This window comes from Jiella endophytica, from assembly GCF_004519335.1.
Classification (GTDB): Bacteria; Pseudomonadota; Alphaproteobacteria; order Rhizobiales; family Rhizobiaceae; genus Jiella; species Jiella endophytica.
Map to the genome: position 1 here is coordinate 266,540 of NZ_SOZD01000001.1, position 25,176 is coordinate 291,715.

22 protein-coding genes and 1 tRNA gene are annotated in these 25,176 nt (G+C 66.0%); 6 read left to right on the forward strand and 17 right to left on the reverse strand.

Going from position 1 to position 25,176, the window contains the following annotated elements:
• The first annotated feature begins 60 nt into the window (after positions 1–60).
• Genes E3C22_RS01310 through E3C22_RS01320 form a run of 3 tightly spaced genes read left to right on the forward strand, consistent with a single transcriptional unit; the run spans position 61 to position 2,476 of the window.
• A complete protein-coding gene (locus E3C22_RS01310; RefSeq protein ID WP_134759477.1) occupies positions 61–990 on the forward strand; it encodes a sulfite exporter TauE/SafE family protein in 930 nt (309 codons plus the stop codon).
• Positions 987–1,922, forward strand: coding sequence for a TIGR02186 family protein (locus E3C22_RS01315; protein WP_134759479.1), 936 nt, complete (start codon positions 987–989; stop codon positions 1,920–1,922). Before E3C22_RS01310 ends, E3C22_RS01315 begins: the two co-directional genes overlap by 4 nt.
• 41 nt (positions 1,923–1,963) lie before the next feature.
• Positions 1,964–2,476 (forward strand): DUF3429 domain-containing protein, encoded by a 513-nt coding sequence (locus E3C22_RS01320; protein WP_167591589.1) that lies wholly within the window; start codon positions 1,964–1,966, stop codon positions 2,474–2,476.
• A 124-nt stretch (positions 2,477–2,600) separates the two neighbouring features.
• On the opposite strand, the gene pdeM is transcribed toward E3C22_RS01320, so the two are convergent.
• From pdeM to E3C22_RS01335, 3 genes are all read right to left on the reverse strand, one after another.
• Positions 2,601–3,269, reverse strand: a complete 669-nt coding sequence (pdeM, locus tag E3C22_RS01325) for a ligase-associated DNA damage response endonuclease PdeM (RefSeq protein WP_425364947.1) — start codon at positions 3,267–3,269, stop codon at positions 2,601–2,603.
• 208 nt (positions 3,270–3,477) lie between these two features.
• Positions 3,478–5,112, reverse strand: a complete 1,635-nt coding sequence (locus E3C22_RS01330; RefSeq protein WP_134759485.1) for an alpha-amylase family protein — start codon at positions 5,110–5,112, stop codon at positions 3,478–3,480.
• Positions 5,113–5,492: 380 nt separating this feature from the next.
• On the reverse strand, positions 5,493–8,054 hold the full coding sequence (locus E3C22_RS01335; RefSeq protein WP_134759487.1) for a ligase-associated DNA damage response DEXH box helicase: 2,562 nt from the start codon (positions 8,052–8,054) through the stop codon (positions 5,493–5,495).
• A gap of 412 nt (positions 8,055–8,466) precedes the next feature.
• Here E3C22_RS01335 and E3C22_RS01340 point away from each other — a divergent pair.
• A tRNA-Gln gene (locus tag E3C22_RS01340) sits at positions 8,467–8,540 on the forward strand.
• Positions 8,541–8,812: 272 nt separating this feature from the next.
• On the forward strand, positions 8,813–10,102 hold the full coding sequence (locus E3C22_RS01345; protein WP_134759489.1) for a PQQ-dependent sugar dehydrogenase: 1,290 nt from the start codon (positions 8,813–8,815) through the stop codon (positions 10,100–10,102).
• A gap of 229 nt (positions 10,103–10,331) precedes the next feature.
• Here the strand turns inward: E3C22_RS01345 and pldH are convergent, their stop codons facing one another.
• The 7 genes from pldH to E3C22_RS01380 all read right to left on the reverse strand — a co-directional run bounded on the left by pldH (position 10,332) and on the right by E3C22_RS01380 (position 17,793).
• A complete protein-coding gene (gene pldH, locus E3C22_RS01350) occupies positions 10,332–11,078 on the reverse strand; it encodes a pyridoxal 4-dehydrogenase, SDR-type (protein ID WP_134759491.1) in 747 nt (248 codons plus the stop codon).
• Positions 11,079–11,108: 30 nt separating this feature from the next.
• On the reverse strand, positions 11,109–12,287 hold the full coding sequence (gene ppaT / locus E3C22_RS01355) for a pyridoxamine--pyruvate transaminase (RefSeq protein ID WP_134759493.1): 1,179 nt from the start codon (positions 12,285–12,287) through the stop codon (positions 11,109–11,111).
• 24 nt (positions 12,288–12,311) lie between these two features.
• The gene (pldA, locus tag E3C22_RS01360; protein WP_134759495.1) at positions 12,312–13,118 is read right to left on the reverse strand and encodes a 4-pyridoxolactonase; all 807 of its coding nucleotides are present in this window, start codon (positions 13,116–13,118) and stop codon (positions 12,312–12,314) included.
• A gap of 48 nt (positions 13,119–13,166) precedes the next feature.
• Entirely contained in the window at positions 13,167–14,102 is a 936-nt protein-coding gene (locus tag E3C22_RS01365; RefSeq protein WP_134759497.1) for a putative B6 ABC transporter permease subunit 1, read from the reverse strand.
• Positions 14,103–14,105: 3 nt separating this feature from the next.
• Positions 14,106–15,203 carry a putative B6 ABC transporter permease subunit 2 gene (locus E3C22_RS01370; RefSeq protein ID WP_134759499.1) on the reverse strand — a complete coding sequence of 366 codons (1,098 nt, stop codon included), beginning with the start codon at positions 15,201–15,203 and terminating at the stop codon, positions 14,106–14,108.
• On the reverse strand, positions 15,200–16,768 hold the full coding sequence (locus E3C22_RS01375; RefSeq protein WP_134759501.1) for a putative B6 ABC transporter ATP-binding protein: 1,569 nt from the start codon (positions 16,766–16,768) through the stop codon (positions 15,200–15,202). The genes E3C22_RS01370 and E3C22_RS01375 overlap by 4 nt, the downstream gene beginning before the upstream one ends.
• Positions 16,769–16,842: 74 nt before the next feature.
• Entirely contained in the window at positions 16,843–17,793 is a 951-nt protein-coding gene (locus E3C22_RS01380; protein WP_245514704.1) for a putative B6 ABC transporter substrate-binding protein, read from the reverse strand.
• A 175-nt stretch (positions 17,794–17,968) separates the two neighbouring features.
• Between E3C22_RS01380 and E3C22_RS01385 the strand changes: the two genes are divergently transcribed.
• Complete coding sequence (locus E3C22_RS01385; RefSeq protein WP_134759505.1) at positions 17,969–18,394, forward strand: hypothetical protein; 426 nt, start codon at positions 17,969–17,971, stop codon at positions 18,392–18,394.
• 36 nt (positions 18,395–18,430) lie between these two features.
• Here the strand turns inward: E3C22_RS01385 and E3C22_RS01390 are convergent, their stop codons facing one another.
• The 7 genes from E3C22_RS01390 to E3C22_RS01420 form a co-directional block, all read right to left on the reverse strand.
• Positions 18,431–19,441, reverse strand: a complete 1,011-nt coding sequence (locus E3C22_RS01390) for an ABC transporter substrate-binding protein (protein ID WP_134759507.1) — start codon at positions 19,439–19,441, stop codon at positions 18,431–18,433.
• A 35-nt stretch (positions 19,442–19,476) separates the two neighbouring features.
• The gene (locus tag E3C22_RS01395; protein ID WP_134759509.1) at positions 19,477–20,292 is read right to left on the reverse strand and encodes an ABC transporter permease; all 816 of its coding nucleotides are present in this window, start codon (positions 20,290–20,292) and stop codon (positions 19,477–19,479) included.
• The gene (locus tag E3C22_RS01400) at positions 20,289–21,122 is read right to left on the reverse strand and encodes an ABC transporter ATP-binding protein (protein ID WP_134759511.1); all 834 of its coding nucleotides are present in this window, start codon (positions 21,120–21,122) and stop codon (positions 20,289–20,291) included. The genes E3C22_RS01395 and E3C22_RS01400 overlap by 4 nt, the downstream gene beginning before the upstream one ends.
• Positions 21,123–21,251: 129 nt before the next feature.
• A complete protein-coding gene (gene fhmpcd1 / locus E3C22_RS01405; RefSeq protein WP_134759513.1) occupies positions 21,252–22,181 on the reverse strand; it encodes a 5-formyl-3-hydroxy-2-methylpyridine 4-carboxylate 5-dehydrogenase in 930 nt (309 codons plus the stop codon).
• Positions 22,178–23,806: a GMC family oxidoreductase gene (locus E3C22_RS01410; RefSeq protein ID WP_134759515.1), complete on the reverse strand. Its 1,629-nt coding sequence runs from the start codon at positions 23,804–23,806 to the stop codon at positions 22,178–22,180. The genes fhmpcd1 and E3C22_RS01410 overlap by 4 nt, the downstream gene beginning before the upstream one ends.
• A 100-nt stretch (positions 23,807–23,906) precedes the next feature.
• On the reverse strand, positions 23,907–24,629 hold the full coding sequence (locus tag E3C22_RS01415) for a class II aldolase/adducin family protein (protein ID WP_134759517.1): 723 nt from the start codon (positions 24,627–24,629) through the stop codon (positions 23,907–23,909).
• A 14-nt stretch (positions 24,630–24,643) separates the two neighbouring features.
• Positions 24,644–25,153 carry a YbhB/YbcL family Raf kinase inhibitor-like protein gene (locus tag E3C22_RS01420; protein ID WP_134759519.1) on the reverse strand — a complete coding sequence of 170 codons (510 nt, stop codon included), beginning with the start codon at positions 25,151–25,153 and terminating at the stop codon, positions 24,644–24,646.
• Positions 25,154–25,176 lie beyond the last annotated feature (23 nt).

Below are 25,176 nucleotides of genomic sequence, written 5' to 3' on the forward strand. Positions count from 1 at the left end.
GAGAACGACCTTGTCCGCCGTGCGGCGGGCATACTTCAGCTTCATCGGCCGCGACCTCCCGTGAATCTCTATCTGCCGATCGCGGAAATCTCGCTCAACGTCTTCGTCCTGGTGGGCATGGGCGCTGCGGTCGGATTCATCTCCGGCCTGTTCGGCGTCGGTGGCGGCTTCCTGATCACGCCGCTTTTGATCTTCTACAACATTCCTCCTGCGGTCGCGGTGGCGACCGGCGCCAACCAGGTCATCGCCGCCTCCTTTTCCGGGGCGCTCGCGCATTACCGCCGGGGCACCGTCGATCTGAGGCTGGGGACGGTGCTGCTGATCGGCGGCCTGTTCGGCTCGGCCGGCGGCGTCCTCCTGTTCACGCTGCTGAGACGGCTCGGCCAGCTCGATCTCGTCGTCTCGCTGCTCTACGTCGTCTTCCTCGGCGGCATCGGCGGGCTGATGCTGGTCGAAAGCGCCCAGTCGATGCTGCGGTCGAAGTCGCAGGGGACCGGCGAGGTGCGCCGCCCCGGCCAGCACAGCTGGGTCCACGGCCTGCCTCTGAAGATGCGCTTCCACCGCTCCAAGCTCTATGTCTCGGTGCTGCCGGTGCTCGGCCTCGGGGCGCTGATCGGCGTGCTTGCCGGCATCATGGGCGTCGGCGGCGGCTTCATCGCGGTCCCGGCAATGATCTACCTGCTGCGCGTGCCGACCAGCGTCGTCATCGGCACTTCGCTGTTCCAGATCATCTTCACCGCCGCCGCGACGACCATCCTGCAGGCGGCGACCAACCGGACGGTCGACGTCGTCCTCGCCTTCCTGCTGATGCTCGGCGGCGTCATCGGCGCGCAGTTCGGCACCGAAGCCGGCCGCAAGCTGCGCGGCGACCAGCTGCGGGCATTGCTCGCCCTGCTCGTCCTCGCCGTCGGCCTGCGCCTCGGCTATCAGCTGGTCGTCCAGCCGCAGGAGCCTTTCACAATCACCCTGCCGACGGGAGAGACGGGGTGACCGGCGCCCGGCGGAAGCCACGCGGAACGCTGCGCAACCGGCGGCGAAGCGCTCTGGCGCTGGCCTGCCTTCTTTCCCTCGCGGGGCCGACGGCCGATGCCCAGGAAGGCAATGAGAGCTTCGAGATCGGTCTTTCCACCAGCACGATCTCGATCACCTCCGACTTCAACGGCGCCCGGCTGGTCGTCTTTGGCGCCCTCGACAATGCCGACGCCAGGCTCCTCCGGCAGCAGCGCTACGACATCGTCGTCGTGCTGATCGGGCCACGCCGGCCGGTGGTGGTGCGCGAGAAGGAGCGCACCTTCGGCATCTGGATCAACCGCGGCTCGGAAACCTTCGAATCGGTTCCGGGCTCCTATGCGCTCGCCGCGACGCGGCCGCTCGCCGACATCGCCCGCAAGGAGCTCCGCGAGCGCCTGTCGCTCGGGATCAGCGACCTGCAGCTCGGCAGCGTGCCGCCGCCGGGGCCGTCAGGCCAGCCGGCCGTCGATCAGCCGCGGGACAAGGGCGCCCCCCAGGCCAATGTCAGCCTCGCCGAGCGCCGCGCCCTGGCCGCTGGCAAGCCAGTGGTCTCGATGCAGGGGGAGTCGAGCGTCGGCGCCTATGCCGAGGCGCTGAAGCGCATCCGCGAGGCCAAGGGGCTCTACAACCAGCGGGTCGGATCGGTGCAGTTCGTCAGCCCGACGCTGTTCCGCGCCGACCTGCAGCTGCCGGCCGACCTCCCGACTGGCACCCATACCGCCAGGGCCTATCTCTTTCGCAGCGGTGTCTTCATCCGCGAAACGTCCGAGCCGCTCTATGTCCGCAAATCCGGCTTCGAGAGCTATATCGACGACATCGCCACCCGCTACGGCATCCTTTACGGCGTGGGTGCCGTGCTCCTGGCGATCTTCACCGGCTGGTTCGGCCGCCTGGTCTTCAAGCGGGATTGATCGCCCCTGTCCGCGGGCATCCGCGGCCTATGTTGCATCGAATGAGCACGATCGAAGACGACACCCGGCGTGAGGTCACGGATGCCGGCAGGCCCGCAGCGAGGTCTGCTGCGCCCCACGACCATGCCCGGACAGCCTGGGGGCTGGCGCTCGCCGGCCTCGTCCCCTTCGTGGTGATGGCGGCGCTGTTTGCCTATGCCGGGCGCGACTTCATTGCCTTCCCGCAGCTGATCCTCGCCTTCACCGGCTATTCAGCGACGATTCTCGCCTTTCTCGGCGGGATCCGCTGGGGCTACTGCCTCGCCCCGGGGCACCAGGCGATCGGGACCCTTGCCGTTTCCGTGCTGCCTTCGCTCCTCGGCTGGGCGCTGCTTTTCGTGCCGAGCCCGTTCGTCTTTGCGGGATTTGCCGCCGGATTCGTGCTGACCGGGATCTGGGACGCGATCGCCGCCCGCAATGGCGCGCTGCCGGCCTGGTTCGGGCGGCTGCGCCTAGTGCTCTCGGCTGCCGTCACGCTCTGCCAGATCGTCGCCTTCGTCTCGACCTGGGGTTAGAGCGCCGTGCGTCCGAACGGACGCACAAAGGACGCTCTAAGTTATTGAATCTACGCATCGTGCTTTCCGAAAATCGATTCCGATTTTCGGGCGATGCTGTAGCGGTCAGCCTGGCCGGCTGCCGTCAACCGGCGGCGAGGGCGCCGAAGCGCACCGGATAGATGCCGGAATGGCCGATCATGCAGGCCAGCGCACGGCTCGCATCGAACAGCCCGTGAAACGCCCGGTCGAGGACGTTCAGCCCGCCGGTGGTGACGCCGAATGAAGGCAGGATCATCCGGCTGCCGTCGGTGGCGAAACAGGCCCGGCGTGAGCCGCGGCCGGCGAGCCGCGCGACCGGATGGAGATGGCCCGAAACTTCGCCGCGGCGGACGCCGACGCTCGGTTCGTGGCGGAAGGTGAGGCCGCCGATGGTGATTTCGCCAAAAGTTTCGCCGCCGATGCCGACCGGCGGTTCCGGATCGTGATTGCCGGCAATCCAGATCCACTCGCGGCCGGCCATCAGCGCTGCGAGCCTGTCGCGCTCGCCGGCTGGCATCAGCGCGGCACCCTTCCTGTCGTGGAAGGAATCGCCGAGACAGACGACGCGGGCCGGCCGATAGCGCTCGAGACAGAGGGTGAGCAGCGCCAGCGTCGCCGCGGTATCGTAGGGCGGCAGGAGCATGCCGCGACGGGCAAATGCCGCCCCTTTTTCGAGATGGAGGTCGGAGACGACGAGGCAGTCTTCGCCGGGAAGATAGAGGACGCCCGACGGATCGCAGGCGACCCTTTCGCCCGCCAGCGAAATCTCCAACGCCTCGCATTCGCCTTGGGCTCGCCGCCGCGCCAAAGCGTTCATCGCCTGACTTCCCTCTGCCGGCGACCCTGCTCGTCCCGAGGGACGCCCCGTTGCGGGCCGCACTGATTCGCGTTTCGTTCTATCTGGCAGAGGCGTTGGCGGCTTGGCAAGGCGCCGGTTCTTCGGCTTCCTGCGGCGGGACGACGCGCTCATCGAGCTAGCGTCACTCCACTTCGACCGGGGGGTCGAGGTGCAGCCACTGATAGCCATAGGCGCCGAGCTTCAGCGTCAGCCCGTCGCCGGAGCGGTCGATGTCGATCCCCGCCTGCAGGACTGGGCGGACCTCGCCGCCGTCGATCAGATTGGTGATCTCCACGGTCTGCGGCGCATCGGAGAGGTTGTGCAGCGTCATCAGGCGGTTGCCGCGCCAGGAATAGGCAAGGCCGATCACCGCCGGCTTGCCGCAATCCAGAACCTCGGCACCGCTCCAGCCGATTTCCGGGCAGCTGCGCCGCGCCCGGATCAGCCGCTGCACCGTCGAGAACAGCGATGTCGGGTCGATCCGCTGCGCCTCGGCATTGACATGAGCGTAGCCGAACGGCCCCTCGCTCACCGGCACCCTGACGCAGTCCTCGGGATTGACGGTGGAAAAGCCGCCGCTCTTTCGCGCCGTCCACTGCATCGGCGTCCGCACTGCATCGCGTTCGGGAAGGTCGAGATTGTCGCCCATGCCGAGTTCGTCGCCATACCAGATCACCGGCGTGCCGGGCAGCGAGAGCATCAGCGAGAAGGCCATGGCGATGCGCCGTTCGTCGCCGCCGAGCATCGCGGCCAGACGGCGACGGATGCCGCGGTCGTAGATCTGCATCGACTTTTCCGGCCCGAAGGCGGCGAACACTTCCTTGCGCTCGTCATCCTCGAGCCGGCCGAGGTCGATCTCGTCGTGATTGCGCAGGAAGGTCGCCCATTGCGCCGTCTCGGGGATGTTCGGCAGCGCCTTGAGGAATTCGCCGACCGGCGTTCCGTCGCGGCGGGCCAGGGCCAGGAACAGCTTCTGGTTCAGCGGGAAATTGAAGACGAGATTCAGCCGGTCGTCATTGCCGAAATAGTCGTCCGCCTGATCCATCGGAATGTTCGCCTCGGCGAGCAGGATCGCCTCGGCCCTGCGCCAGGAGAGGAACCGCCGGATCTGGGCGAGATAGCCGTAGGGGGTCTCGCCGTCGCCAGAGCCCTGCAGATCCTCCAGCATGAAGGGCACCGCATCGACCCGGAAGCCAGACACGCCGAGCGCCAGCCAGAAGCCGATGATCCGCTCGATCTCCTCGCGCACCGCCGGATTGGCGATGTTGAGATCGGCCTGATGCTTGTAGAAGCGGTGGAAATAATAGGCCTGGCGCTTGCGGTCGAAGGTCCAGGTGGATTCCTGCACGCCCGGGAAGATTACGCCCTTGTCGGCATCGGCCGGCTTCTCCTTCGACCAGACATACCAGTCGGCATATTTCGGGTGGCCCTCGCGGCTCATCTGGAACCAGGGATGGTCGATCGAGGTGTGGTTGACCACGAGGTCGACCATGATCTTCAGGCCGCGATCCTTGGCGGCCTGGGAGAATTCGACGAAATGCCCCAGATTGCCGAGCCGCGGATCGACCGAATAGTAGTCGGTGATGTCGTAGCCGTTGTCGCGGTCCGGCGAGGGGTAGAAGGGCAGGAGCCAGATCGTGTCGCAGCCGAGCGCCTCGATATGGTCGAGCCGGTCGGCAAGGCCCTGGAAGTCGCCGACGCCGTCGCCGTCGGAATCCATGAAGGCGTCGACGTCGAGACAGTAGATGACGGCGTTCTTGTACCAGAGATTGTACATGGGGCTTAGCTCCTTGACGGGTCGCTTCGGAGCTAGCGCGCCCGGCGCTCAGTTCGAGCCAGGCGACGCGACGGTGATGGGTGGGGATCGGTGACGCCGGGTCTGTCGTTTGAGTTCCGGTAGCCGGCGCGAAGTCCCTCGCCCTTCGAGGCTCGCCTCGCTTCGCTCGCCTCGCGCCTCAGGATGAGGGACTTTTCACCCGCCGTGCGCTTTCATTGACTTCGGCGACTTCGGCCGCGGCAAGACCTCCATCGGCAGACACCGGCTGCGACACCCCAGTCGCCCCTCATCCTGAGGCGCGAGCGCAGCGAGCCTCGAAGGGCGAGGGGCGCTCCCGCATCGCGTCGATCCCACCGGCAGATCGGGCGGGGCCGATGGCACTACGCCTCCCGGTCTGGCTCCCCCATCGCGAGCGCGATCATCGCCTCCTGCGAAGCCTCGCGCAGATCCGCATCGCGGGCCTCGCCGACGACGCTCTCGCGGCCGATCTCCAACATGACGGGAACGGCGAGCGGCGAGATCTGCGGAAGGTCCTGATGGACGATGTGGTGCTTGATGCGGGCGAGGAGATCGGAGACGCGGGCAACGTCGAGGAGGCCCGTCGCAGCATCCGCCCAAGTCGCCTGCATGAGGATATGGTCCGGCTCGTGGGCTCTGAGAACGTCATAGACGAGGTCGGTCGAGACGGTGACCTGCCGGCCGGTCTTCTCCTGGCCGGGATGGCGCTTCTCGATCAGCCCGGAGATCACCGCGCATTGCCGGAAGGTGCGCTTCAGGAGCCAGCTGTCGGCCATCCAGCTTTCAAGGTCGTCCCCCAGCATGTCCTCATCGAAGAGCGCGTCGAGGGAGAGGGAACCCTCGGCGATCATTGCGCCCATGTCCCGCCGGCCCCAGATCGAAATGGCATAGTCCGTCGCGACGAAGCCGAGGGGCATCGCTCGCGCGCGCTCCAGCCGGCGGGTGAGCAGCATGCCGAGGGTCTGGTGGGCGAGGCGGCCCTCGAACGGGTAGAGCACCATGTGGAAGAGCCTGCCGTTCGGAAAGGTCTCGACCAGGAGATCGTCTGGCCCGGGGATCACCGATTTCAGCTTCTGGATCGACAGCCAGTCCCGCACCTGGTCCGGCAGAGCATGCCAGCGGGCGGGATCGGCGAGCATCGCCCGGACCTCCTTGGCGAGATAGGTGGTCAGCGGGAACTTCGAGCCGCCGTAATAGGGCACCTTCGGCTCCTCGCTGGCGGCCTTGGTTACGAGGCAGCTGGTCTCGAAGATGCCCTCGAACCTCAGGACCTCGCCGGCGAAGAGGAAGGTGTCGCCCGGTGCCAGCGTCTCCAGAAACGCCTCCTCGATCTTGCCGAGCGCCCGGCCGCCCCGGGCGATCGCCGAGGCGGTGCGCCGGCGCACCAGCCGGATCTCCAGCATCGGCGCCTCGATGATCGTCCCGGCATTCATCCGGTACTGTTGCGCGAAACGCGGATGGGTGAGCCGCCAGGTGCCGTCCTCGGTCAGCTTGATCTTGGCGTAGCGCTCATAGACCTTCAGGGCGTAGCCGCCGGTGGCGACGAATTCGACGATCCGCTCGAATGTCTCGCGGGAAAGGTCGGCATAGGGGGCGGCGGAGGTGACCTCGTCATAAAGCTCGTCGGCGCGGAAGGGCGCCGCCACCGCCATCCCGAGCACATGCTGGGCGAGGACATCCAGCGCTCCGTCGCGCAAGGGCGGCGTATCCTGCGCGCCAAGATAGTTGGCGTCGAGCGCCGCCCGGCACTCCATCACCTCGAAGCGGTTGGCGGGCACAAGGATCGCCTTCGACGGCTCGTCCATCCGGTGGTTCGACCGGCCGATCCTCTGGGCGAGGCGCGAGGCGCCTTTCGGTGCGCCGACATGGATGACGAGGTCGACGTCACCCCAGTCGATGCCGAGATCGAGGGTCGAGGTGGCGACGACGGCGCGAAGCGCATTCTTCGCCATCGCCGCCTCGACCTTGCGGCGCTGACCGACATCGAGCGAGCCGTGATGGAGCGCGATCGGCAGCGTCTCCTCGTTGATCCGCCACAGCTCCTGAAACAAGAGCTCGGCCTGACTGCGGGTGTTGACGAAGAGCAGCGTCGTCTTGTGCGCCTTGATCGCCTGATAGACTTCGGCGAGTGCATACCTTGCCGTATGACCCTGCCAGGGAACGCGTTCTTCCGATTCGAGGATCGCAATCTCCGGCCTGGCCCCGCCTTCGACGGTGATGAGATCTGCCTCAGGAGACGCATCGGGCGACTGCGCCACCAGCCAGCGGCAAAGCTCGGCCGGCTCGGAGACCGTCGCCGACAGGCCGATCGTCTGGAGTTCAGGGCGCAATTTGCGCAGCCGGGCAAGGCCGAGAGCGAGGAGATGCCCTCGCTTCGACGTCACCAGCGAATGCAACTCGTCGAAAACGACGTATCTGAGGTCGGAAAAGAAGCTGTCCGCGTCCTTCGCCGCGATCAGCAGCGCCAGCTGTTCCGGCGTGGTCAGAAGAATGTCCGGCGGCTTCAGCTTCTGGCGCTGGCGGCGGACCTGACTGGTATCCCCGGTGCGGGTTTCGAGCGTCACCGACAGCCCGATCTCGGCGACCGGCCGTTTGAGATTGCGCTGGATGTCGGTGGCGAGCGCCTTCAGCGGCGAGACATAGAGCGTATGCACCCCGCGTGGCCGGGTGCCGGGCTTCGGCCGGACGCGGCGGTGGAGATCGACCAGTGCCGGCAGGAAGCCGGCGAGTGTCTTGCCCGCGCCAGTCGGCGCGATCAGCAGGACTGACGCCCTTGCCTCGGCCTTTGCGAGCAGTTCCAGCTGATGCGGCCGTGGCGCCCAGCCATGCCCGGCGAACCATTTTGCAAACGGTTCGGGCAGGTGGATCGACGCGCTGTCTGGCTCGGACGGGCCGGGCGCAAAGGGGGAGGGGCGGGCGGTCACGGACGGAGAAAATAGGCACGGCGAACGGTTCCCGCCAGACGTATCGCTTTTGTCGCCCGAGACCTCAGGGGCCCGGCTCGTTGGCCGCACCTTCGCTGACGCCGAAACGATTCGACCTCTGCGCTCGTCGACCACGAAGACAATGCCGTCTTTGGTCCGCTCGGTGGACCCGACGGCCAGGCCTCTGCAGATGTCGATGCGCCGGCAAAGGCGGTCCCCTGCCTCCTACCGCGCTGAAAAGGGCGACACCGCCGCCGGAGCCGCCCGCCAAAAAAACCCTCGCCAAGGGTTCACATCCGGCGGCGAGGCCGTTATATGACGGCGCGTCGGGCGGATCGCCCGGCCAGCCTGACGCCAGCAAGCTCCGTTATCGGATCGGCGGCAGGCACAACGCCCCTCAGGCGGGCGGCGTTGGGGAATAGGTTAACGGTAGACCCACGGACTCTGACTCCGTTAGTCCTGGTTCGAATCCAGGTTCCCCAGCCAATACGTCCTAGCCCATTGATTTCAGTGCCGATTCCTTCTCTGCTCGGTTGCCTTTGGCTCCCGGTTCACAGCACGCGCGCTCGCAGACGGTCAATGAACCGTCCTGCCAAACGGGCTTCGACGCGGTCGCCCGACATTCGGATGGCTGGGGCCGAGGCGGTCTGAGCCGCCTTGACGTCGCCTCATGTCATGGCGAAAACCGCAGATCGACGCCAATGCCCTACGGGTATTGGTGCTCTCCAGACATGATCCTCGGGACAAGGCGGTCGACTATGGGAATTGTCGCGAAGGCGACGGAAGTCGTGGGTGGCGCTGTCGCGCTTGTCAGGCGCTACGGTTCTCCGTCGCATCAGGCCGTCGGGCAGACACCGCAAATCCCGGAGGCTCGGAAACAGGGCATCATGACCTTGAAACTTCCCGCCGCAGAGGGCTGGAAGGACGGGCGCCTTCCCATCTGCGCGCCGGGGCTGAAGGTCAATGCCTTTGCGTCGAACCTCGATCATCCCCGCTGGATCGAGGTTCTGCCGAACGGCGACGTCCTCGTGGCGGAATCGAAGGAGCAGCCGGAGACGCCGCGCACTCTCATGGACCACGCCCAGCAGGCGACGATGCGCCGCGTCAAGGCGGTCGGAAAGAGCGCCAATCGTGTCACCCTCTGGCGGGACGCGGACGGGGACGGTGTCGCCGAGCGCCGCGAGGTCTTCGTTCAAAACCAGAACCAGCCCTTCGGCATGGCGCTGATCAGTGACAAGTTCTACCTCGGCAACACGGACGGCATAAGGTGTTTCGACTACCGGCCAGGCGATACGAGCCTGATGGGCGACGGTGAAAAGCTCGTCGACTTCAAGCCGCACGGCCACTGGACCCGCAGCCTGATTGTCTCGCCGGATCGGGCGAAGATCTACGCTGGCGTCGGCTCGTTGTCCAACATCGGCGACAAGGGCATGGCGGAGGAAGAGGGTCGCGCGGCGATCTGGGAACTCGACGTTGCCACCGGAACGGCGCGGATTTTCGCCTCGGGGCTGCGAAACCCGGTCGGCATGGCCTTCGAGCCGGTCACGGGAAAGCTGTGGACCGTCGTCAACGAGCGCGACGGGCTCGGGGACGAAACCCCGCCCGACTACCTCACCTCCGTCGAAGAGGGTGGGTTTTACGGCTGGCCCTATTGCTACTGGGGCAGGACGGTGGACGATCGCGTCCCGCAGGACCCGGACCTTGTCGCCCGCGCCATCCAGCCGGATTATGCTCTCGGCGGCCACACGGCATCGCTCGGCCTCTGCTGGATGCCGGACGGCACCTTGCCGGGGTTCGGCGAGGGCATGGTGATCGGCCAGCACGGATCGTGGAATCGCTCGACGCTTTCGGGCTACAAGCTGATCTTCGTCCCTTTCGAGAACGGCGCGCCGAGCGGACCGGCTCGCGATATCCTGTCCGGCTTCCTGTCCAAGGACGAAAAGCTTGCCTATGGGCGTCCCGTCGGCGTGGCGATCGGCCCGGACGGCAGATCGCTGCTGATGGCGGACGACGTCGGAGACGTCATCTGGCGCGTGACCGCCGCGTGACCGCCGCGTGACGCAGCCGGCCGCGCCGGCGCGGTGATCGCAGAGGCTGACGTCAAGCCGCGGAGCTGGAACGGCGCATGAAGGCGATCTCGATCATGCGGGAGTCTTGACGGTGAGCCGCCAAGCTAATGATCGAATGATCGCCCCGGTTGGCGCCGGCGAAACAGTCGGGACGATGCGGCGATTCGGTAGCTCAGATCGCCGCGCCTCCAAATGGACGCAGGGCGCGCTAATGTCGGACCATTCCCGCGTCCACATTCAAAGTCTGGCCGGTGATCCACCGGGCGTCTTCGCTGGCGAGGAACGCGACGACATCGGCGATATGCTCGGGCTGGCCCTTGCCCTTGACCGCCTGCAGCATCTCGACGAATTCGAACGCACCGTTGTGCGGGCTCGCCTTGACGCCGTCGCTCTCGATCAGACCGGGCGTCACCGCATTCGCCGTGATGCCGTATTGTCCGAGTTCCGTGGCGAGGGCGCGGGTGAAGCCGATGACGCCGCCCTTGGCCGCGACATATGCCGCCATGTTGGGCGTGCCGGCGAAGAAGGTGTTCGAGGCGATGCTGATCACCCGTCCGGCCTTGCCCGCCGCCCGCATCTGGTCGGTCGCGGCGCGGGTGACGATGAAGGTGCCGGTCAGGTTGACGTCGATGATCCTGCGCCAATGATCGAGGTCGACGTCGTCCCAGGCGACGAACGGCACGATGCTGGCGTTGTTGACCAGGATGTCGAGGCCGCCCGCAAGTGTCTGGATTTCGTCGAAAAGCGCCTTGACCGAGGCGGGGTCGGAAATGTCGGCGGCGAACGCCTTCGCCTTGCCGCCGATCAATGCGGCAGCTTCACTGGCGCCGTCGGCGTTGATGTCGCTGAGGATGACGGTCGCGCCGTCGACAGCCAGCCGTGCCGCGATCGCCTTGCCGATGCCCTGCGCGGCGCCCGTCACCAGCGCCGTCTTTCCCTCGAGCCATCCTGTCATGAAAGTCTCCCGTGATCAAGTGGTTGATTGTCAGGCGTCGGCGTCGATGACGGCCAGCGCCGCCTCGATGCCCCTGCCGACTGCGAGATCCTTGCCGAGCGCCTTGATGGCGCCCCCGAGGGCAGTCAGCGCCGCGACCGCATGGATCGGCTGGGCGGTCGGCCCCATATGGCCGATGCGCGTCAGCTTCCCGAGCGTCTCGCCGCGCCCTGCCGAAAACACCACGCCGTAGCGGGCGCGCGCGGCCTGCCGGATCGCGGCCTCGTCGATCCCGTCGGGCGTGCGAACGGCTGTCGTCGTCGGCGAGGCGATCGCGTCGCTTGCGGCCCAGAGGGAAAGGCCCATGGCGGTGACGCCGGCTCGCATGGCTCTCGCCGTCAGTGCGTGGCGGGCCCAGACGGCCTCCGGTCCTTCGCCGAGATAGAGGTCGAGTGCGACGTCGAGCCCGTTGATCTCGGCGACCGACGGCGTGAACGGAAAGGGCTCGTCGCGCGACCAGGCATGTTCCCAGTCGACAATGCTCAGCATCGAGGCGCGCGGCGCCTCGTCATTGGCTTTCATCTTCGCCCAAGCACGGTCGCTGACGCCCATCAGAGTGAGACCGGGCGGCGCGCCCAGGCATTTGTTGGGGCCGGTGACATACATGTCGGCGCTGCAGTCCTCCGGATGGGTCTTCATGCCGCCGAAGGAGGACACCGCGTCGACGATCAGATAGGCGCCATGGGCCGAGACCAGGCTACCGATGGCGTCGATGGGATTGATGGTGCCCGACGGCGTGTCGTGATGGCAGACACAGACGATCGTGATCTCGGGATGCGCCTTCAGCATCCCGGCGACCGCCTGCGGGTCGATCGCCTCGTTGTAGGGCACTTCGATTTCGATGAGATGGGGCGAATAGCGCTTCGCCCAATAGCCGAACCCCTTGCCGTAGACGCCGGAGACGAGATTGAGGACGACGTCGCCCGGCGTAATCAGCGAAGCGGCCGCCGCCTCGAGGCCGAGCACCGGCTCGCCATGCAGGATCACCGGCCGGGTCGACAGACGCATCGCCTTCTGCGCCTTGCCGACAACCGTTTCGTAGAGGAGCTGGAAGGTCGGATCGTAGTCGTAGAGCACGGTTCGGCCGAGGCCGCGCAGCACGTCCGGATAGGCGTCGACCGGACCAGCGGTCAGCGTCAGGACCGGATTGGCGTGATCGGAATAACGCATCGTCTTCTCCCCTGATGCCTGCCGTCAGCCGTAGAATTGCGTGCCGGTCCTGTAGGTTTTGAAGTTGTCCATGTCGTGCGAATACATCAGCTCGGCGTCATGGTCCTCGGCGTGCTTCTTCACCTTGCGCATCGACTCGACGCCGGCGACCGGATCGATGTGGAAGGCGGCCTGGCAGAGTGTCTCCAGGCTCTTCTGCGTGTAGGCGGCGTCGATGGTGAACAGGATCGGCTTGCGCTGAGGGAACTCGACCAGCAGGCTGTAGTGTCCGATCGAGTGGCCGGGCGTCGAGATCAGCTTGACGCCCTTGGCGAGCTCGACGTCGCCCTCGATGCCTTCGAAGGTCGAGTTGGCGCGGGTGGTACCGTCCATCAGCTGATCCGTCGCGCCGCGCGCCTCGGCGGCTTCCGCCGAGAAGCTCAAATCCGAATAGCCGAGATGCTCGAAGGGCTGCGGATCGCAGGCCTGCGGCACTTCCGTGCGATGGCAGATCTTCTTGGCGTGCGGGAAGTACTTGTTGCCGCCGCAGTGGTCGAAATGGAAATGCGAGTTGACGACGACACCGATATCCTTCGGCTCGAGCCCGAGCAGGCCGAGGGCGCCGGGAATGGTCTGATGCTTTTCCTGTATCGGCTTTTCGAAAGGCAGCACCTTCATGACGTGGTCGTAGTCGAAGCCGGTGTCGATCAGGAAACGGCCTTCGGCATGGTCGATGAGGATCGAATAGACCGGGAAGCGCACCTCGCCGCCGGGGCCGCGATTCCAGAAGACATGGTAGCCGTCGAGGACGAGCGAACCGCCGTCGAGCAGGTAGACCTTGGTATCCGACATTCATGCCTCCTTGTTTCGCGGCGTCCTGCCACGCGGTTGTCGTCGTCGTCAGCGCGCCCCGCGCTCATAGGGGATGCCCAGTGCCGCCGGCAGGCTGGCCTGGCGGCCGAACAGCACCAGCATGATCATCACCGCCAGGAACGGGAGCATCTGGATGACGTCGGTCGGGATGTTGATGCCGGCCACCTGCATGGCCGTCGTCAGCGACAGGCACGCGCCGAACAGGAGGGCGCCGAACAGGACCCAGACCGGACGCCCTCGTGCCAGCATTGCCAGCACGATGCCGAGGAAGCCGGCGCCGTTGGTGATGAAGGGGATGAACAGGCCGGCCCCGACATTGGCGAGATAGGCGCCGCCGAGCCCGGCAAGAGCGCCGGTGGTCAAGACGGCGATGGTTCGGGTGCGGATCACGTCGATGCCGGCGACATCCAGCGCGGCCGGCTTGTCGCCGGCGGCCTGCAGGTTGAGGCCGAGCTGCGTGCGCCGGTAGAGATAGCTCATGACGACGACGAGCAGCACCGCCAGATAGACGAGCAGGTGATGGCGAAAGAAGGCCGGGCCGATGACGGGAATGTCCGCCAGAAGCGGAATGACGGTCGGATCGGCCGCCGGCAGGCGAGGGTAGCTTCGGGAGAACTGGAAGTGGTGCAGCAGCGCCGTCAGGCCCTCGAGGCCGAGTGTCAGGGCGATGCCGATGACGATCTGGTTCAGGCCGAGGCGCACGCATAGAAGCGCCATCAGAGCCGCCACCGCAGCGCCGCCGGCCGCACCGGTCAGGAAGCCGAGCCACAGCGATTCCGAATAGAAGGCGCCGACGAAGCCGAGATAGGCGCCGGCCAGCATCATCCCTTCGATGCCGATGTTGAGGACGCCGGCCTTTTCCGACATCTGTTCGCCGAGGCCGGCGAGCAGCAGCGGCACGGCCGCGGTGACGGCACCGAAGAGCAGCGCGCTGAGAAAGACCTCGCTGAAGAGCCCGTTCATCGCTCAGGCCTTTCTCGACTGGTTGTAGCGATGGTCGACATATTCGGCGATCGCGAGCACGATCAGCACGATGGCGATGAGCACCAGCGTGAAGTGATTGGGCACGCCCATGCGCCTCGCCGCGCTCTCGCCGCCGATCGACAGCACCGACAGCAGAAACACGAAGCCGATGGCGGCGAAGCCGTTCATGCGGGCAAGGAAGACGGCCGGGATGACCGCCAGGCCATAGGCGGGGTTCCAGTCGGCGCGGACATTGCCCTGGACGCCGACGACATCGACGGCGCCCGCAAGGCCCACGAGGCCCGCGGAGATCGCGAAGACGGCGATCGTCAGGCCAGGCACGCTCAGCCCCGCATGAACGGCCGCGCGGGGATTGGCCCCGACGATCCGGAGTTTCAGCCCGAACGCGGTTCGGGTCATCACCAGATGGACGATGACGATGGCAGCGATGCCGAGCAAAAGGCCGCTGGTAACGGTGGTGTCGAAAAGGCGCGGCAGGCGTTCCTCGACCGGCAGCGTCCGGGTCTGCGGCACGGTGGTGCCGGGGTCGCGGAAGATCAGCTTGACCAGGACATTGGCGAGCGAGGTGCCGAGGAAGGTCATCATCAGCGTGGTGACGATCTCGTTCACCCCGTGATAGGCCCGCAGCAGCGCCGGCACGAGCGACCAGGCGGCCGCGACGACGGTAGCGATGACGAATGCGCAGATCCAGGCCAGCCAGACCGGCATGATCTCGACCAGGACGGGCGCGCTCGCGGCAGACGTGACCGCGCCGAGCAGGAACTGGCCGTCGCCGCCGAGATTCCACATGCCGGCGCGAAAGGCGACGATCAGGCCGGCCGCAAGGAACAGAAGCGGCGCCATCCGCGTCAGCGTCTGCTGGATGCCCAGCATCGAGAGGAGGCCTCTTTCCAGGACGTAGCCGTAATAGGCGAGGGGATCGACGCCGACGGCCAGCAGGATGCAGCCTGCAATGACGAGGGCGACGACGATCGGCCCGAGCGTCATTAGAAGCCGGTGCAGGACGTCGCGGCGATTGGCCGCTGCGCTGGTGGCGTCGAGCGCGGTGGCGCTTGCCGTGCTTGCGCCGTCGATGCTCATGCCGCCAGTCCAATCATCAGGCGCCCCACCTTGGTGCGGGCGTCGTCGACATTGTCGACCGTGCCGACGAGGGCGCCGTCGGCGATCACCGCGATGCGGTCGCACATGGAGAGCAGTTCCTCGAGGTCGGTCGAGATGAGGAGCACGGCAAGGCCGCGTGCGGCGGTGTCGCGAATGCGCTGGCGCGAGGCCAGCGTGTTGGCGAGGTCGAGCCCGTAGGTCGGCTTGTTGAAGATCACCACCTTCGCGCCCTCGGCGAGTTCCCGCGCCAGGAGAACCTTCTGGATATTGCCGCCCGACAGCCGGGCAATCGGTGTCCGCAGACTCGGCGTCCTGACGTCGTATTCGCGCACGAGGTCGGCCGCGCGCTTGTCGATCTCGCCACGCCGCTCGAGCCCGCCGCGCCAGAGGGGCGCTTGGCCGACCTGCTTGAGAAAGAAGTTGATGGAGACCGGGAAGGTGCCGACGGTCCCTTCGCCCAGCCGGTCGTCGGTCAGGTAACGCAGTCCGCGCCTGCGGCGCTCCCCGACGCTCAGCGCTGCGACGTCGGTGCCTTCGAGCCGGATCGAGCCGCCGGCAGCCACGCGCTGGCCGGCCAGCGCCTCCGCGAGCTGTTTCTGGCCGTTGCCGTCGATGCCGGCGATCCCCAGAATTTCGCCCGGTCGGATATCGAAGGAGATCGACGAGAGACCGGGCTCGTTGTCGGTCGCTGCGACGGTCAGATCCGTCACCTGAAGCGATGGTGCGATCCCTGTCCGCGTGGCGCCGACCGGGCGCTCCTTAGTGTCGCTCTCGTCATTTTGCCTGCCGAACATCAACGCGACGATCTCGGCGATGATCTCCTCTTCGCCGAGGGAGCGAAACCGTTCGGGAGGGATCTCGCCGACCTTGCGGCCAAGTTTCAGCACCGAGATGCGATCGCCGAACGCCACCGCTTCCTTCAGCTTGTGGGTGATGAAGACGATCGCCAGCCCCTTTTCGACGAGGCGGCGCATCAGCGCTCCCAACTCGTCGATGCCCTTCGGCGTCAGCATCGAGGTGGATTCGTCGAGGATCAGAAGGCGGCTGTTGCGCAACAGCGCACGCAGGATCTCGACCTGCTGCTGCTCGCCGAGCGAGAGTTCGGCGACCCGCGCCTGCAGCTTGACGCTGATGCCGAGGCTGCGGGTGATCTCGGCAACGTGCGCCTCCAGTTCGCCGGTTCTCGGACGCTGCCACCAGGGGCCGCCGAGAGCCAGGTTTTCCGCCACCGTCAGCGTCGGCACCAGCATCATGTGCTGGAACACCGTGCCGATGCCGAGGGCCAGTGCGTGGCGCGGCGAAGTGATCGGCACCGGTCTGCCGTCGACCAGTATGCGCCCTTCGTCCGGTTGCTGGAGGCCGGAGAGCATGCCGATCAGCGTGGATTTTCCAGCGCCGTTCTCGCCCAGGAGCACATGCACCTCGCCCGGCCGGATCGACAGGTCGATGGCGTCATTGGCGACGATGCCCGGAAATCGCTTGGTCACGCCTTCCAGCGCGACGATGTCCCGCGCCTCGGCGGACGGTGATGCACGACTGCTCATGAAAGCCGATCCCTGAGAAGCGGGGATGCCCAGAGGGGTGTCTCTTGCCCCTCTGGGGGTTTGCCGCGCCCGCCTTACTGGGCGACGCTCGTCATCAGCGCCCTGACGGCGGTAGCGTCGTAGACCGGCTCGACCTTGATCTTGCCGGACACGATATCCTCCCGCAGGGCCTCAATTTGCGACCAGACATCGTCGGGGATCGCCGGCGTCTTCAAAAGCTCGACGGAGTTGTCCTTGAGGCCGATGGCGTAGTGCTTGGTGCCGAAGGTGTCGTTCTTGATGTCGGCGATCATCGCCGCGTAGACCGGCTCGATGTTCCAAACCACCGACGACAGCAGGAAGCCCTTGTCGATCGGTGACTTGTCGCCGATCACGTCGATGAAATAGACCTTGCCGCCATCGGCCGCCTTGGTGGTCTCGACCGCCTGCAGCATGCCGAAACTCGACCCGTTGCCCTGGCCGAAGATGATGTCGGCGCCCGACGCGATGACGCTCTCGGTGACGCGCTTGCCGCCGGCCGCGTCGCTGTAGGCGGCCGGGCCGATCACCGCATAGATGATCTTGACGTCCGGGTTCTCGGCCTTCACGCCCTGCGCGAACGCCCCCGACTGCGAGTTCCACGAGGGCGGCTCGCCCGACACGACGACGCCGACCGTCTTGGAGCGCGACATCTTGGCAGCGAGGCGACCGGCGAGATAGGCGCCTTCGTGGCCACTCAGCGTGTAGTCGGCCACCAGACCCTTTTCCAGGCCGTTCGGCGTGTCGACGATGGCCACGGGGACGTTCATTTCCTTGGCGATTTCGGGCGCCGCGGTGTTGTAGCCGCTGGCATGGGCAATCAGCAGGCTGGCGCCGTCGGAGGCCAGCTCCCGCAGGGTCGGGCGAACGTCGCCGTAACCAAGGCCCTGGGCCACCACGACCTCGACGCCGGCAGCCTCGCCAGCCGCCTTGGCGGCATCGATCCCCTGCTGGTTCCAGCCGTAATCGGTGCCTTCTTCCGGCGTCAGGATCGCGATCGACTTCACCTCTCCGGCAAGAGCACTGCCAAGCAGAAGACTGCTGATGACAAATGCACTGCCGATGCTTTTTATTATCTTCATTGCACTACCCTCTCTGGTTGATTCTCGGATCAATATTATTTTGTTGTTATTGCGCGGAGGCGATTTAATATGCCTGAGCCAATGACTGGAGCTCAGACGAATGAAGATTGGTCATATTCTCCCGGCGATGCTGGCGTGTGCATCCCTCGCCAATGCGGTCGAGCTGCACCCTGTCGACGTGCGCAGAGGCACCGAGGGGCTCGACAAAGTGCCGTTGACGATTGCCAACGCGGCCGAGGCTGCGGTTTCCTGCAACGCCGATTTCGCCCATTGGTACTCGGCAAGGCTCGCGACGGTTGAGCCGGGCGAGAGCGCGCGCCTCGAGCTCTGGTTCGATCCGAAGACGGGCACCTTCACTGTGCTCAACGACAAGCGCGAGAACCTGCCCGTCGAGCGGCTGTGGTGCGGTCTGTCGGGGCGCGCGTATGAAACCCGCGCGCAGATCGCGCTCGGCCGCGAAGCCGCGGCCAGCGGCTCGCGCGCCGTGTCCTGCCGGATGGGGCAGGACAGGCTTGCCTGCCGGTAGGGGGCCAACGCTTCGCCTTCCGACACGGCGCGCCCCTTATTGCTTTGCCAGGAACTTGTCGGTGAAGACATCGTCCGCCGACGGGGTCGTCTTGAGAACGCCCTGGTCGGTGAGCGTCTTCAGCGTCGCCTCCCACTGGGTCTTCGTCATCCAGCCGAGGCCGTGCTCCTTGGTGTCTTCGCTGGTGAAGGTCGAGGCGATGTCGGCCTTGATCTGCGCCAGGAGGACGTCCTTCTTGTCGGCATAGCCGGGGACGTCCTTGGCGGTGATCTCGGCAGCTTCCTCGGGATGCGCGACGACGTAGTCGAAGGCTTCCCGATAGGCCTCCGTGAAGCGGGCGACGAGGTCGGGCTTCTCGTTGACCATCTCCTGTGAGGTGAAGAGGCCCGAGCCATAGGCCTTCCAGCCGTAGTCCGAGCCCATCATGATCGACAGCGAGCCGGGACCGCCTGCCTTGGCCTCGAGTTCGGGCACCTCGGCGTCGACATATCCGGGGACGGTCTGGACCCGGCCGAGCAGCAGGTAGCTCTCATAGGGCGGCGAGACGCTGTTCAGCGTCATGTCCTTTTCGGTCAGGCCGTTTGCCGCCAGAAAGCCCCGGAAGAAGATGTAGGTCGAACCGGCCGGATGGATGCCGACGCTCAGCCCCTTGAGGTCGTCCGGCTTGCTCAGCTTCACCGTCTTGGCCAGCGAGATCATCGCCAGCGGCGAGTGCTGGTTGACGGCGGCAATCGCCACCACCGGCACCTCCTGCGAGCGCGCGACGGCCAGCGTCGGGAGATCGCCGAAGCCGAAATCGGCATTGCCGTTGCCCACGAGCCGCATGGCATCGGGCGAGCCGGAGCCCTTGCGGATCTCGGCGACTTCGATGCCGTGCTTTTCGAAGAAGCCCTTTTCCTTGCCGACGAAGAACATGGCGTGGTTGCCGCGCACGACCCAGTCGAGCTGCACGTTGACCTTGTCCGCTGCCAGCGCGGCGCCGGAGAAGCCAAGCGTGCCGACGAGCGCGGCGGCGGCGGTCGCCATGAGGAGGGAGCGTCTTAACATCTCTTTTGTCCTTGTGGTTGGGTTCGTTGGAAGGCTCAGGCCCGGCTGAATTTCGGCGCCCAGGGCACCACGACGCGCTCGAGGATTTCGGCGGCGTAGTAGAAGACGATGCCGAGGACGGAGACGAGCAGGAGCGCCGCGAAGACCTGCGCCGTATCGAGCTGGGTCGATGCGAACTGGATGACGTAGCCAAGCCCGTCCTGGGCACCGGCGAACTCGCCGACGATCGCGCCGATGACACTCAGCGTGGCGGCGATCTTGGTCCCCGCCATCAATTGCGGGAGCGAGTGGGGGACACGGATCCGGAAGAGGATCTGGCTCTGGCTGGCGCCGACCGAATTCATCAGGGACAAAAGGGAGCGATCGACCGACTGCATTCCGGCCAGCATCGACAGCGTCACCGGGAAGAAGGCGATGACCAGGATCAGGCCGATCTTCGGGGCAAGGCCGTAGCCGAACCAGAGGATGAAGATCGGCGCCAGCGCCACCTTCGGCACGTTCTGGAACAGGACCACTAGCGGGTAGAGCGCACGCCCCAGCCAGTCGAAGCGCACGATGACCAGCGCGATGGCGATCCCGACCGCGACCGAGACGATGAAGCCGAAGAGGATTTCGCCTGCCGTCACCAGCGTCGCCTGCATCAGCGACGGCCACTGGTCGATCAGCGACCGGGCGATCGCGGTGGGGGCGGGAACGATGAAGGCGGAAATGTCGAAGATCCGCACGGCCGCTTCCCACGCGACGACCGTCGCGACGAGAAGGATGATCGCCGGGAGCCAGCGGTCGTTCGCGGCGACCAGGATCGGCGTCAGCCGCGATTCAGCGGCGGTGTTGAGGGACTGATCGCTCACGACGACGCTCCTGGCTGATGGCTCTCGCGCAGCATCGTTCGCAGCTGGACCACCAGCCTGACGAACTCCGGCTCCTCGGTGAGCGAGAGGTCGCGCGGATAGGGCAGATCGATGTCGAGGCTCTCGGTGATCCGCCCCGGCTTGATCCCGAGGACATGGACGTGGCGGGACAGATGGATCGCCTCGTCGATGGAGTGGGTGACGAGCACGATCGTCTTGCCGGTGCGCTGCCAGATATCCAGCAGCGACTGGCCCATGGAATCTCTCGTGATGGCGTCGAGCGCACCGAACGGCTCGTCCATCAGGAGCACCGCCGGATCGAGCGCCAGGGCCCGGGCGATCGCAACGCGCTGGCGCATGCCGCCGGAGAGTTCATGCGGCTGCTTGTGGGCGCTGTCCCCCAGGCCGACCAGTTCCAGCATCTCCTGCCCGCGCGCCCGCAACTCGGCGCGCGAGAGCGACCTGTCGGCGATGGAGAGCAGCATCGAGGCGTTGTCGACCGCGTTCTTCCAGGGAAGTAGGTTGGCCTCCTGAAAGACCAGCCCGATCATGCGCTTGCGGGCGGCCTCGACGGGAGGGAGACCGGCGATCGAAACGCTTCCTTCCGTCGGCTGCAGGAGCCCGGCCATAAGCTTCAGGAGCGTGCTCTTGCCGCAGCCGGATGGCCCGATCAGGGAGACGAAGGAGCCCTTCGGCACGGAAAGGTCGATGTTCTGCAGGATCAATTGTCTCGACAGGACGAGCGATACGCCCTTCGCGGAGATCAGAGCGTCGTCATGCCGGACCGTTGTCGGCCGCGTTTCGGCCGCTCGAATGGTGTCTATACGCATGGCTGACTGCCTCATTCATGTATTCCTGCGATGGCCGAGCCGCAGCGTCCTCATTGGCGCGCCGGGCTAGCAAGTTGTCGCGAAATCGCTTCCGATGGGGACCGGGTTTCGGGCTTCGTCGGCCATCGGCTAATCCTTGCCCTCGAGGATGCGCCGCACGGCGACGAGCTTCTTCGCCCGTTCGCCCTGCAGCGCCTTCGTCTTTTCCGGTTTATAGGAAAATATTCCCTCGCCCGACTTGATGCCGAATTTCGACGCGTCGGTCTTTTCCAGAACCATTTGCGCGACATCGGCGCGATTGGAGAGATCGGCGTTGAGGAAGGACGAAACGGATTTGTAGATGTCGAGGCCGGCCATATCGAGCAGCGCCATCGGCCCCACGACGGCGATCTTGTAGCCGATGCCCCAGGACACGCAGGTGTCGAGATCCTCCGGCTCGATGACGCCGCGCTCCACGAGGTCGACCGCCTCGCGGAGGAGGGCGTAGAGCACCCGGTTCTCGACGAAGCCCGGCACGTCCTTCTTGACGACCACCGGCAACAGGCCGATCGAACGGATCAGCTCGCGGATCGTCGCGACGGTCTCGGGGGCGGTCTCGGCGCCGCCGATCACCTCGATCATCGGGATGATGTGCGGCGGGTTCGACCAATGCATGCCGACCATGCGCCGGGGATGCGAGATATGCGCCTGCAGCTTGGTGATCGGAATGCCCGACGTATCGGATGCGACGATCGTCTCCGGCGCGATCAGCCCGTCGATGGTGCGGTAGACTTCGGCCTTGATCGCGATGTCCTCGGGGACGTTCTCGATGACGAGATCGGCACCGGCGACCGCATCGGCGATGTCGTCGGTGAAGCACACCGAACCCGAGCCGTCCTGCGGCGCGGCGATGGCGAGATCGTCGAGCACGCTCTCGGCAATGCCGAGCATGGTCCGGGCCCGCTCGATCGCCGCGGGGGCGACGTCGTAGGCGACGACATCGAGGCCGCCGCGGGCGAGCCGGGCGGCCATGCCCGGTCCCATCGTGCCGAGGCCGATGATGGCGATATGCCGGATCATGCCGCGAGCTCCCTTTCCTTCGACGCAGCGATCATGTCGGCTGCCTTCTCGGCAATCATGATCACTGCCGCGTTGATGTTGCCGCAGACGAGGTCCGGCATGACCGACGCGTCCACCACGCGCAGGCCGTCGACGCCGCGCAGCCGCAACTGCGGATCGACGACGGAGTCGGCGTCGGCTCCCATCCGGCAGGTTCCGGCCGGATGATGCACGGTGATGGAGGTCCGGCGGATGTGCTCGTCGATCTCCTCGTCGCTCTCGCAGTTTGAGCCGGGAAAGAACTCCGCTTCGATGAAGGGCTGCATGGACGGCTGCGCCGCGAGATCCCTCGCCACCCGGAAGCCGGCGCGCAGCGATTGCCAGTCCTTCGGCGAGGCGAGGAAGTTCTGATGGATCAGCGGTGCGGCCAGGGGATCGGCAGACGCGAGCTTCACCGTCCCGCGGCTTTCCGGCTGCGTCGCGACGACCCGCGTCGCAAAACCGTCCGGGAACGGCTCCTTGAAGGGAGCGAAATAGGGCCATGCGGCGAGCGGCGCGGCAGTGAAAAGCAACTGCACGTCGGGCAGCGGCCGCTCCGGACCGCTCTTCAGGAAGGCGACGACGCCGCCCGGCACGTCGCCCGAGAAGCCGCGGCCGGTGAGATAGGTCCTGGCGAAGTCGAGGCCGATCCGGTCCGCCCGCATCATTTTGCGGAATGGCCCGGGTGTCCGGCGCCGGTACATGAGAATGACCGAGACGTGGTCCTGCAGGTTCTTGCCGACCGCCGGACGGTCGACCTTCGTCTCGATGCCCTGGGCCGCCAGTTCCTCACGAGCGCCAATACCGGACAGCATCAGGAGTTGCGGCGTGTTGATGACGCCGCCGGCGAGCAGCACTTCCTTTCGGGCCGAGACCGTCTGCTCGGCGCCGGCATGACGGAGGACGACGCCGGTGGCGCGCCTGCCCTCGAGCATCACCTTCGTCGCGATGGCGTCCGTCAGGACGGTGAGGTTCGCCCGCTTCAGGGCCGGGCGCAGATAGGCCGAGGCGGTCGAAGCGCGCCGCCCGTTCGCAATGGTCATCTGGAGACGGCCGAACCCTTCCTGGTGCTCGGCATTGTAGTCGTCGGTCTGCGGATAGCCGGCCGCGACGCTGGCCTCGGCGAAGGCGTCGATCAGCGTGTCCTTGTAGCGGCAGAACTGGGTGCTGAGCGGCCCCGAACCGCCGCGCCATCGGCTCTCGCCGCCTTCCCAGGTCTCCTGCTTGCGGAAGTAGGGCAGGACCTTGTCGTAGGACCAGTCGGTCAGGCCGGAGGCCGCCCACCGCTCGTAGTCGCCGCGATTGCCGCGCACATAGGCCATGGCGTTGGTGGACGAGGATCCGCCGATGACCTTGCCGCGCGCGCACTCCACCTTGCGTCCGCCGACATTGTCCTCCGCTTCGCAGAAATACATCCAGTCGTGGCGGCGCTCGGTCAGGATCTTTCCCCATCCGAGCGGGATGTGGATCATCGGATCGCGATCCCAGCCGCCGGCCTCGATGAGCAGCACCGATGATCGCGGATCCGCACTCAGCCGGTTGGCCAGCACGCAGCCGGCCGATCCGGCACCAACGATGACATAATCGTAGCTTTGCGCATGCGGCATGGTGCGTTTCGCTGCCTTCGTCCGGTGCCCTTGTGCCAGGGAGATTTTCAAACTGAGCATGGATGTCCCGGCACTCGCCGGGCAGTCGAGGCGATCGACGCTAGAGCAGGCCAGCCTCTCTCAGACGTTGCGACCAGTGGTTCCAGCCACGGTCGATCTGCGCGCCGACGAGCTTTCCAGCCGTCTTCACTTCGCCGGGCGTCAGGTAGTTGACCTTGCCGACCTGCAGGCCCGCAGTGAGCGCCTTCGCCTCCTGCTCGAGATAGTAGGCGCGGAAGACGACCTCGCGCACCGAGTTGCCGACATTGACGACGCCGTGGCGCGCCATCAGCACCACGGTGCTGTCGCCGAGGCTCGTCGCGATGTCGGCGCAGACGTCGGTGCTGCCACCGAAGAGATCCGTCGCGTCGCCATGCTTGTCGCGGATCTCGTAGACCGGCACGGTTTCACCCATGAAGGCGCCCATGTGGGTGACCGGTCGCAGCGGCGTGTCGACGAAGCAGTAGGGCAGGACGGCGGGCGAATGGGTGTGCAGCACGCACTGCACATCCGGCCTCGCCTTGTAGATCTCGCTATGAATGTACCGCTCGAGGTAGGACGGGCGGTTGTCCGTCGTCTCGCCGTCGAGGGTCAGACGCTGGATGTCGTCGACGGTGACCAGCGCCGGCGCGAGTTTCTGCGGCAGGAAGAACCCGTCCGGATTTTCCGGATCGCGGGCGCTGATATGCCCGAACACATCCATGACGCCTTCATGCAGAAGGATCTTCGTTGCCGTAACGAGTTCCTCGAAGATCATGCTGCGAACGGATTGGCTTTCCGACATTTGAACTACTCCCGTTACCCGGCGCCTGCGATCGGTCGGCTGTCGCCGTCGACCGCGCTGGCGTGGCAAACGTTTTCGTAAAGACCGACGATGCGGTTCTGCTCGATGATGTTGCCGGCGTATTTCTGCAGGAACTCTTCGCGCGTCGGGGTGCCCTCGACCGCGGTGTCGAGCGCATAGACCCAGAAGTAGTAGTGATGCTTGCCATGGCCGGCCGGCGGCTGCGGTCCATAATACTGCTTGTCGCCGGCGCCGTTCGGCCCCACCCGGAACTTCTCCTGGGCATCCGAGAGGTCGGTCGTCGCCGGATCGATGCCGTAGACCGTCCAGTGGGTGAAACCGTTCGCCAGCGGCGCATCCGGATCGTGACAGATCACCGCAAGCTCTGTGGCTTCTTTCGGCACGCCGCTGACCGTCAATTGCGGCAGGACGTTGCCCTTGTCGCCGGCATGCTCGTCGCGCAGGTCGCCGAGCGGCTGGAAGTCGGCCGACGTGATCTTGAGGTCTTTGATGTTCAGGGGCATTTCGCTCGTCCCTTGATGAATTG